We start from the raw sequence: 2,700 nt of genomic DNA, 5'->3' as shown, positions 1-2,700 counted from the left end.
TCCCCCTCCACCGCCTCCGCCGGTGCCGTCTCCGTCGGCGTCGTCGGTGAGGACGACCTCGCCGTAGAGCATTTTGTGGTCAGAGCAGTCCTCGCCTCCGTTGCTCGAGCACGTGCCGCCGTCGATGGCCCGGCCGGTCATCGCCGGGTCGAACCATGCCTTGTTGGCGAAGATGAAGTCGAGTTTGCCCTCTCCGTGGGTTGCTTCCCCCATGCCCGGCTGCTGCCACCCCACCTCGTAGAACTTCCCGCCGCCGCCCGCTTCCGGCACGTACATGCTCTGCAGGTGCGTGGCGGGGGCGGCGTTGAAGTCGCCGGCCAGGAGGTACGGGCGCTGGTCGATGTCGGCGGCGAACTTGGCCGCGATGGCCGCCGTCTGGGCGCGGGCGTTGTCGTCGTTGGGGTCGGTGTGGACCGAGCAGGTGCGTACGGGGAGGGCGAAATAGGCGGTCAGACAGGTGAACCCACGGGTCTCGTTACTGCGTTCCTCGACGATGTCGTTGCCGCTGAACCAGAAGTCCTTCGCTTCGCCGACGGGTGCCTTGGTGAAGATGGCGTTCCCCGCCCAGGCGTCCGCGCCGAAGAGACCGTTGCATGTGTTGAACCAGTTGTTGGACGCGCGGCCGAAGTGCCACGACATCTGTATGCCGCTGTCACGCAGTTCGTCCCGCAGGAAGGTGGCCTGGCTGTGGCACACCTCGTTGATCGTCACTATGTCCGGGTCGAGCTCCCTGATCTTCTCCACCAGCCGGTCGACCGGCGGGCCGTCGCCGTCATTGCGTGCGGCTCCCGCCATGTTCCAGTGCAGGATCTTGAGATTCTGGCGGATCGGCTCCGGTTGCGGTTCGGCTGCCGCCGGTGACGAGGTGAGGGCTGCGCTGAACAGTAAGGCCGCGATCACGGCCGAAACGAACGCTGACAGGCGTCTGAACTTGTGGCGCATGTGTCAACCACTCTCCTTCTTCGCGCCGTCGAGCGGCGCGACAACACGCCAATCTGGCGTGAACCCGACAAACGTAGGGGGCGTCGCCACCCGGTGTCCCCGGCCGCAAGAGGGTTTAAGGCAAACGCCGTATCCGCCATTCGACGCCTGGACCGTTCGTAGGCGGACAAGCCTGCCACTGGGCTGGATCGCACCACGGGACCGGTTGCCCAAGGGATGGGAGGGGCGGCAGTCGCGCAAGCCCCGCCCCTCGGCGACACGGAGCCGAGGGTCGCCGTCCGCTGACCTCGGCCATGTGCAGGGTGAAACGCCGGGCTGGGGGGCTGCACGTGACCGGCTGGAGGAGGCCGGCGCGGCGACGAGGCGAAGGTGGATGTCGTCGTCGCCGAGGGCGGCGGAGGCCCCCAATTGCTCTCGTCTCTCGGCGACTGGAGAGGCGACCGAGTTCTGCCGAAGGATGCTGGTGACGTCGATCGCTCTGCTGCCGGAGAGAACCTGGTACTCCGGGCAGCCGGTCATTGCGGCGAAGATTCGGGCGGTGCCGTCAGAGAGCTTGTCGGCGGTGTCGTTGTACGGCTCCTCGGACGCCTCTGCGGCCGGGCAGGTGCGCTACGACAACCTCACCCCGGCCGTCTTGCGGGTGTTGCCCCGGGCGTCGCCGCCCGGGGCTGTGGATGAGGCGGGGGCGAGGGCAGGTCAGTTGCGTCCGGCCATGACGCCGCCGTCGATGTCCCAGACGGCGCCGGTGACCCAGTCGGTCTGGTTCGACAAGAGGAAGGCGACGGTGGCGGCGACGTCGTCGGGCGTGCCGGTGCGGCCGAGGGGGTGGAAGGTGTTGAACTCGTCGAGGGCGGAGTCGACGTCCGTCTTGGGGATGAACTCCTCGTAGATGGGGGTGCGTACGACGGCGGGGGCGACCGCGTTGACGCGAATGCCGTGCGGAGCGAGTTCCATCGCGAGGTGCTGGGTGAGGGAGTGCAGTCCGGCCTTGGCCATCGAGTACGCCGACGAGGGCGTGGCGGCGATGGCCTGGTGCGCCCACATGGAGCCGATGTTGACGATGGCTCCCTTCGCGCCGCGGTCGATCATGTTGCCGACGACGGTCTGGGTGAGGAAGAAGAAGGCGCGGTTGATGGCCTGGTAGCGGTCGTAGTCCTCGGCCGTGTGCTCCAGGAAGGACTTCGGGGCGAAGACGCCGGCCGCGTTGACGAGCAGGGTGGCGTCGGGGTGCTGGTCGGTGAGGGTGATGCGCAGGCGGTCGACGGCCGCGGGGTCGGCCAGGTCGGCTGCCAGGCCGACGGCCTTGCCGTGGATGGACAGGGCGGCCGCTGCCTCGTCGGCGCTGGACTGAGTGCGGCCGGTGACGACGGCGCTGCCGCCGGCGTCGAGGACATGGCGGGAGACGGCGTAGCCCATGCCGCTGGTGCCGCCGATGACGATGGCCTTCTGCCCGGTGAAGTCGGGGGTGGTGCTGGTCATGTGGTGCTCCTGTTTCGGTGAGTTTCCGGACGGGGGGAGGGGTCCGGTGCGGTTGTCAGGCGTGGCGTAGGGGTTCAGGCGTAGGTGCTGAGTACGAGGTGGCCGTCGACGCGGCTGAGCCGGTCCGAGGTGGGGTCGGGCGGGAGCGCGTGGCCGAGGCTTTCGGCACGGACCTCGCCGGTCCTTCCCCGGTCGTCGGTGTAGGCGCGGGCACGGTCGTACTCGCGTAGCAGCGCTTTGAGTTCGTGCATGAATCCACCTGTCTGTGTTCGCCGGGAG

3 protein-coding genes are annotated in these 2,700 nt (G+C 68.4%); all 3 read right to left on the bottom strand.

The genetic code is table 11. The features are described from left to right. A partial coding sequence (locus FNH04_RS44375; protein ID WP_152791898.1) for an endonuclease/exonuclease/phosphatase family protein occupies positions 1-942 on the bottom strand: 942 nt, incomplete at its 3' end. A 696-nt stretch (positions 943-1,638) separates the two neighbouring features. After that, on the bottom strand, positions 1,639-2,421 hold the full coding sequence (locus tag FNH04_RS44370; protein ID WP_152791897.1) for an SDR family NAD(P)-dependent oxidoreductase: 783 nt from the start codon (positions 2,419-2,421) through the stop codon (positions 1,639-1,641). A gap of 74 nt (positions 2,422-2,495) precedes the next feature. Continuing rightward, positions 2,496-2,672, bottom strand: a complete 177-nt coding sequence (locus tag FNH04_RS48400) for a hypothetical protein (protein ID WP_228031993.1) — start codon at positions 2,670-2,672, stop codon at positions 2,496-2,498. Between the last annotated feature and the right edge of the window lie 28 nt (positions 2,673-2,700).

Source organism: Streptomyces phyllanthi (genome assembly GCF_009377205.1).
GTDB classification, from domain to species: domain Bacteria; phylum Actinomycetota; class Actinomycetes; order Streptomycetales; family Streptomycetaceae; genus Streptomyces; species Streptomyces phyllanthi.
This window is presented reverse-complemented; position numbering and strand designations above follow the sequence as displayed.

What these genes read in the sequence shown, in the direction of transcription:
- FNH04_RS44370 (WP_152791897.1), bottom strand. Translation starts at nt 2,421, where the DNA reads ATGACCAGCACCACCCCCGACTTCACCGGGCAGAAGGCCATCGTCATC.
- FNH04_RS48400 (WP_228031993.1), bottom strand. Translation starts at nt 2,672, where the DNA reads ATGCACGAACTCAAAGCGCTGCTACGCGAGTACGACCGTGCCCGCGCC.